5 protein-coding genes are annotated in these 7065 nt (G+C 61.6%); 1 reads left to right on the forward strand and 4 read right to left on the reverse strand.

What is annotated here, in order from left to right; genetic code table 11:
• Positions 1-64: 64 nt before the first annotated feature.
• Both AC2VLV_RS15765 and AC2VLV_RS15770 read right to left on the reverse strand, forming a co-directional pair.
• Complete coding sequence (locus tag AC2VLV_RS15765) at positions 65-448, reverse strand: winged helix-turn-helix domain-containing protein (RefSeq protein WP_486990879.1); 384 nt, start codon at positions 446-448, stop codon at positions 65-67.
• A 34-nt stretch (positions 449-482) separates the two neighbouring features.
• On the reverse strand, positions 483-1337 hold the full coding sequence (locus AC2VLV_RS15770) for a hypothetical protein (protein WP_486990880.1): 855 nt from the start codon (positions 1335-1337) through the stop codon (positions 483-485).
• Between the two features lie 308 nt (positions 1338-1645).
• On the opposite strand from AC2VLV_RS15770, the gene AC2VLV_RS15775 reads away from it, so the two are divergent.
• The gene (locus AC2VLV_RS15775) at positions 1646-3385 is read left to right on the forward strand and encodes a chloride channel protein (protein ID WP_486990881.1); all 1740 of its coding nucleotides are present in this window, start codon (positions 1646-1648) and stop codon (positions 3383-3385) included.
• 157 nt (positions 3386-3542) lie between these two features.
• On the opposite strand, the gene AC2VLV_RS15780 is transcribed toward AC2VLV_RS15775, so the two are convergent.
• The gene (locus tag AC2VLV_RS15780) at positions 3543-5168 is read right to left on the reverse strand and encodes an MFS transporter (protein WP_486990883.1); all 1626 of its coding nucleotides are present in this window, start codon (positions 5166-5168) and stop codon (positions 3543-3545) included.
• Positions 5169-5328: 160 nt separating this feature from the next.
• Positions 5329-6303: a sulfurtransferase gene (locus AC2VLV_RS15785; RefSeq protein WP_486990882.1), complete on the reverse strand. Its 975-nt coding sequence runs from the start codon at positions 6301-6303 to the stop codon at positions 5329-5331.
• Between the last annotated feature and the right edge of the window lie 762 nt (positions 6304-7065).

Consider the following 7065-nt stretch of genomic DNA (forward strand, 5'->3'; position numbering starts at 1 on the left):
GTGGCCCATCTGCGCGCCGAGCATCTGATGTGCTGGCCGCACTGAAACGACTATCCCCGAAACCTCACTCGCGCAGCAGTTTTTGCAGCACGTCGAGATCGGGCTGGATGGCCCTGAGCGCCTTGCGTTCCATGCGCCGGTAGATCGACAGCACCTCGCGCCCCAGCGGCGTGAGTTGCGCACCGCCGCCGCCCGCGCCGCCCTTGGAGGCTTCGACCAGCGGCTCTTTGTAAGCCTGATTGACGCTGTGGATCAGCAGCCAGGCGCGGCGGTAGCTCATGTCGAGCGCGCGTCCGGCGGCTGAAATCGAGCCTGTGCGCTCCAGCGCTTCGAGCAAGGCGGCCTTGCCGGGCCCGAGCGCCGTACCTTGTTTGATCTGCAAGCGCACCCTCGCCGTATCGGCGGGTAGCTGGGGCGCCTTGTCGTCATCTGTGCCGTTCTCGTTCATAGGCACAGCGTAGCGCCTCCGGGTAGTGCGCGGCTCAACGCTGAGGGCGCGCAGCAGGCAGCCCATCGGGCACTGCCGCCAGAGTCTGCACCACGTCGAGCCCGTAGCGGTCGCCCATACCGAGTTCGACCTGCAGCGGCAGGCCGTCGCTTTGCCGTAGCCAGATGCGCAAAGTGGCGCTGCTTTGTTCGCTATGGGCATCGAGCACAGTGCACGCCACCTCTTGGCCCTGCCATTTCAGCGTGGTGCGCTGCGGCGTGATGTGGGCCGTCTGCACCTTGTCATTAATGAGTAGGGGCACGGTGAAGGCGCGGGTAGGCAGCGGGCGCTGCAGGAAACCCCAGCTCAGCGTCAACGGATCGGTGAGCCCGGGCGGCGCGGGCTGGGTTGGCGTAGTCGGTGCAGGCGGGGCAGAGGCCGCCTGTGGCGCAGTCGTCACTTGCATACGCCCCTGCTCAATCTGCATCAGCGTGGCCGGGCTATCCCCACGCTGATTGCTTGCCGAGAGCAGCTCGGGCCTGCCGTCACGTACTTCACCGCTTGCACCGCGCACCCAGTGCAGCCGACGCAGCAACACGGCGAGCGCACCCCGCGGCGTGAGGGTGCTGTCGATGCGGTAGGCGCCGGTGCCCTGCGCAGGCCAGGTCACTTGGTCTTGCGCGGTGGCCACGCCCTCTTGCCCGCCCAGCCCACCGAGCAAGACCAGCAATTGCGCGCCGCGGGAGTCTGTGCCTTGACCGTCACTTTTCAGAGTGACGCGCCATTCCGCCTGGAAATGGACGAATTCCGGGACCGGTTGCGCGTTAACGGGGAGCATCAGCTGCACCATGAAAGCAGACAACACCCCGGCGATTACTTTGTGATCGCGCCAAAGGGAGAGAAATCGCATGCGTTTGATCGATTTGATGAACATGGATGGTTAACGAAAACTCAGGCGCGATGTTGACACGCCAAAGCAAGACCACTTGATCGGCAACAGGTTTCGCCACACTTTGACACATCAAATTTCACTGATCTTTCGTATTCTGCTGTACTGAACGCTCGAGATATAGTTGTTGCTTTGTCGTTTTTCTTTTCTCGAATCAGCTCTGCACCCTCAGTCTGTGCCACCATTTCATGAGCCCCGCTTCTACTAGATCACCCCACAAAAACCTGCCCATACAACCGGCCGATCAACTATCTATCGGAACGGAGGATTTGAACCGCGCTCCCGGCGGAATCCACCCGCGGACTGTGTTCATTTTGCTGCTGGCGTTAGGGATCGGCGTCGCGGCAGAGTTGATTGCACAACTGCTCATGGCGCTGATCGGGCTCGTCACACACCTTAGCTTCCAGGGCCGCATCGGCTGGAGTCTGGTCAGCCCAACGGACACCGTACTGGGCGCTTGGATCATTGGCGTACCCATCATCGGCGGCCTCATCGTAGGTGTCATGGCGCGATACGGATCTGCCGCCATTCGCGGCCATGGCATCCCGGAAGCCATGGAGCAGGTGTTGGTCAACCGCAGCCGCATTTCGCTGCGCGTGCTCTTTCTCAAACCTCTGTCAGCGGCTATTTCCATTGGCACTGGCGGACCATTTGGCGCCGAAGGGCCGATCATTGCCACGGGCGGCGCCTTGGGTTCGGTGGTGGGTCAATGGATCTCCATCGCCCCCAACGAGCGCAAGGTGCTGTTGGCCGCAGGCGCAGCCGCAGGCATGGCAGCCGTGTTTGGCACGCCACTGGCTGCCATGATGCTCGCGATCGAATTGCTGCTGTTCGAGTTCAGCCCAGCCGCGTTGCTGCCGGTGCTGGCCGCCTGCGTTTCTGCTGAAATCATGCGCACGCTGTTCGTAGGCGCTACGCCGTTTTTTGTCATGCCACCGCTGGCTTGGCCGCAAGCCCCGGCGTTACTGGCCTGCGTACCCCTGGGGGCTGTGGTCGGACTGGTTGCTGTGTTTGTTACCCAAGGCGTGTATGCGGTGGAAGATGCATTCGATCATTTGCCAGTCCACTGGATGTGGTGGCCCGCCATAGGCGCGGTGGCGGTAGGCCTGATTGGTTGGTGGCAACCGAGAACCTTGGGCGTGGGATACGGCAACATCACGGACGCGCTTTCAGGCAATCTCCTCGGTCCTGCACTTTGGCTGCTCGGTGCGGCCAAGTTGGTTTCGTGGACCATCGCGTTGGGTAGTGGAACCTCGGGCGGCACGCTGGCTCCATTGATGACCATAGGCGCCTGCCTGGGCGCGGCTCTGGGCCATATCAGCGCCGTCATGTTCCCGCAACTCGGCCTGAGCCCAAACCTGGCCGCTCTGGTGGGGATGGCCGCCATTTTCGCGGGTTCTTCCCGCGCCCTCTTCTTGTCCGTGATATTTGCCCTGGAAACCACTTGGCAGGTAGCAGGGCTGCTCCCACTTCTCATAGGTTGCGGCACAGCTTTTCTCGTATCCAGTCTGATGATGCGTCAAACCATCATGACCGAGAAAATCAGCCGCCGCGGGCTGCATGTACCCGATACGTACCAAGCCGATCCACTGACGCAGGCCCGCGTGAGCGACTACGCCAGCCTCAAGCCGGTCACATTGCTGGCAACTCAAAGTGTGGCCGAAGTGCGGGCTTGGTTAGACACTCACGCGCCGGGAAGTCATCACCAGGGCTACGCCGTCGTCGATGCAAACGGCGCGGCCCTTGGCGTGATCACGCGCAAAAGTTTGTATGGCGCTGACATTGACGCCACGCAGCAATTGGGAAGCCTGGTCAGAGGCTCCGCCGTGTGCGTGAACATGGAAACCACCCTTGCTGAGGCCATCTTGAAACTCTCGGCCCATGACATAGGACGCCTTCCTGTGATAGCGGGTGATGGCTCTGGTCGGGTCATCGGCATGCTCACGCGAAGCGACATTCTCGCCCTGTGGCGCGAGCGACTTCTTGACCAGTTTCAGCGAGGACGTTGAGCCGCGTCGAGTAGAGCTCGACGGATTCGTTGCAGCTCCGAGACAATTGGATCAAGTCACTTATCCTGGTTGACCGGCGTTGGCGCAACGCGCCGCCATAGGCTGGCGGCGCTCCTCTATTTGCTGCCTGAGTTCAACGCACAAAGCGCTGTGCCCCTCAATCCTCGGCGTAAATGTCGCGGTCTTTAGTCTCAGGCAAGAAGAACAGGCCAATGACAAAGGTGGCCGCAGCAATGATCACCGGGTACCACAGGCCGTAATAGATGTTGCCGTTCTGCGCCACCAGAGCGAAGGCGATGGTGGGCAGCAGGCCGCCGAACCAGCCGTTGCCGATGTGATACGGCAGACTCATCGAGGTGTAGCGGATGCGGGTGGGGAACAGCTCGACCAGCGCCGCCGCAATCGGCCCGTACACCATGGTGACGAAGATCACCAGCAGCGCCAGGATGGCGATCACCATCGGCGTGTTCATTTGCGCCGGGTCGGCCTTGGCCGGGTAGCCCGCAGCCTTGAGCGCGGCGCCGATTTCCTTTTTCAACGCGGCTTCCTTGGCTTTGAATTCGTCCGGCGGCAAGTCCTTGGCGCCCAGCACAGTGATGGTCTTGTCGCCAATCTGAATGACCGCCGGGCCGGTACCAGACACCGTGTTGTAGTTGGCCGAGTTGGCCGCCAGCATCTGCTTGGCGATGTCGCACGACGAGGTGAACTTGGCCGTGCCGGTGGGGTTGAACTGGAAGGTGCACTGCGAGGGATCGACGGTGAGCGTGACTGGCGAGCTCTGCACCGCCTCGTATAGCGCGGGGTTGGCATAGTGTGTCAGCGCCTTGAACAGCGGGAAATAAGTCAGCGCCGCGATCAGGCAGCCCGCCAGAATGATGGGCTTGCGGCCGATGCGGTCGGACAGCGCACCAAACACAATGAAGAACGGCGTGCCGATCAACAAAGCCGCGGCAATGAGCAGGTTGGCGGTGACCGCATCGACCTTGAGCGTCTGCTTAAGAAAAAACAGCGCATAGAACTGCCCCGTGTACCAGACCACCGCCTGACCGGCCACCAGCCCGAGCAGCGCCAGAATGACGTACTTCAGGTTGCCCCAGCGGGCGAAAGCCTCGGTCAGCGGCGCTTTGGAGGCCTTGCCCTCGGCCTTCATTTTCACGAAAGCCGGAGACTCGTTGAGCTTGAGGCGAATCCACACCGAAATGCCCAGCAGCAAAATGGACGCGAGAAAGGGAATGCGCCAGCCCCAGACCTCGAAATCGGCTTCGCCGAGCAGCGTGCGCGTGCCCAGTATCACCAGCAGCGACAGCAACAGCCCGAGCGTGGCGGTGGTCTGAATCCACGCGGTGTAAGCGCCGCGCAGACCTTGCGGCGCGTGCTCGGCCACATAAGTGGCAGCGCCGCCATACTCACCGCCCAGCGCCAGCCCCTGCAACAAACGCAGCACGATGAGGATGAGCGGCGCGGCCACCCCGATGTCCGCATAGTTGGGCAGCACGCCGACGATGAAGGTCGACAGGCCCACGATCAGGATGGTGACCAGAAAGGTGTATTTGCGCCCGATCATGTCGCCCAGACGGCCGAACACCAGCGCGCCAAAAGGCCGCACGATAAACCCGGCGGCGAAGGCCAGCAACGCGAAAATGAACGCCGAACCCGCGTCGAGCCCGGCGAAGAACTGCCGGGCGATGATGGCCGCCAGAGAGCCGTAGAGGTAGAAGTCGTACCACTCGAACACCGTGCCGAGGGAAGAGGCGAAGATCACCCGCCGGTCGCCAGCCGACATGGCCGAGGGGGAATGCGCCAAAAGCGGGCTTTGAGGTTTCAGAGTGCGTACCGCAAGAGAGGGATCGGGCCGCCATTTGAGCGCCCCCGCGCCACAGACGCAAGTTGGCGCAGACGTAAAAAAACCGGCGCGAGGCCGGTTTTCAAATTCGGCGCAGCGCTCAGCCAGGCAGGCCAACGGTCGGGTTGCCGAGGTTGGTCCACTCGTTCATCGAACCGGCGTAGAGCTTGGAATTCTTGTTGCCGAGAATTTCATGCACCACGAACCAGGCGCCCGAGGCCAAGTGGCCGGTATTGCAGTAGGTGGTGGTGGGAGCGTTGTCGCTGATGTTGAAGTCGTGGAAGATCTTCTTGTAGTCGGCGGCGCTCATGAACATGGCGGCGCCATGATCATCCTTGACGATGGCATCGATCGGGAACGACTTGGCGCCGGCCAGATGGCCCGCCGTCTTGTTGATCGGCTTCTTGGCGATGCCCAGGTACTGGGCGGTGGGGCGGGCGTCGATGAATTGCTCGGTGCCGCTCTTCTCGCCTTCCTTGACATCATTCAGACCGGCCAGCAGCGCCTTGTCTTCTCCAGTCGCCTTCCAGTTACCCATTTTCTTGGGCGCGGGCTTGATGCTCACCGGATTGCCGGCATTGATCCAGGCATTGGTGCCGCCGTTGAGGATGGCGATCTGGTCGGCGGGCACGCCGAAGTAACGCATCTGGAAATACAGGCGAGTGCCGCGGTCCATTGCGAACACGGCGTTGCCCGTGGGCACGATGACGTAGGGCTTGCCGCTGTTCACGCCCGCCGCATCCATCACCTTGGCGAAGTATTCAGCAGTAGGCATCATGGCCTTGAGCTTGACGCCGTCGACCGTGCGCTCTTGACGGATGTCGTTGAAGTTCACCAGATCGGCGCCCGCGATATGGCCGCCGCTCTTTTTCACAAAATGGTCTTTGCCCATGACCGGCTCTTCGTCATACGCTTTCATGCTGCCGCCGCCACGAATATCGATGACGGTGACGTCGCTCTGGTGCGCCTTGAGCCACTGGGGCGTGACCAGCGGGCCGGGCACGTTCATGGCGAATGCGGCGTGGGCTGCGCCCATTCCAATGGCGGCAGCGATCAGGGTTTTGGCAAGTTTCATTTGGCTCCTCACGAGGTTGGTTTCTTCGCCGATCTCAATAGTCAGCGATGGATTGGCGCCGCACCGACCGACCGGTCTGCACGGCACTGCATGCGCCACCCGTAACCTGACTCGGCGCGGGCGGTACGACATTCGATGGATGCTTGTTTTCAGCGCAGCCGCGAAACAAAACGCCGCCGCAGGATGTCTCCACATCTTTGTTTTTTCCTCAGCGCCCCGGCGCTTTGATCGCAGCACCACGGTGCACTCCCTGCTCAATGGGGCGGCGTCATCCGGGGTACAACCGCATCACGCCTGGCCAAGCCTTACAGCAACGAGGAGCAAAACTTGGATGGGTGCACTTTAAGCAGATGTCAACGCGCAAACTAGGGCCAGTATGTATCAACTGTGACCTGGCGTATCGGCGGCGCGCTTTCCGGCGCGCCGGACATTCTGTGCAAAAACTCACGCTTTGTTGAATACAAGCGTAAAGCGGCCCGCACATTCCTAGACCCGCCCGGAGCCTGATTTTTAAAGTCCTTCCTCATGGCTGGCGGCAACCGCCCCAGCACGTTGCGTTCACAACCTCACCCAGAAAAAAGGACAACTCATGGGACTTCTCGCCTGGCTGCGCCGCCACGACCTCGGCCTGCTTCCCGCCACCGACACTCACCTGGCCCCCGAAATCGACCCGGAAGAAGACCACTTCGACGGGCTCTATCTGGGGCAGGCGGTGCAAGGCCATCTCAACTGGAAAAAGCGCCTCAAGGCCATCATCGTCGA

The organism is Thiomonas sp. TH-17, assembly GCF_057473305.1.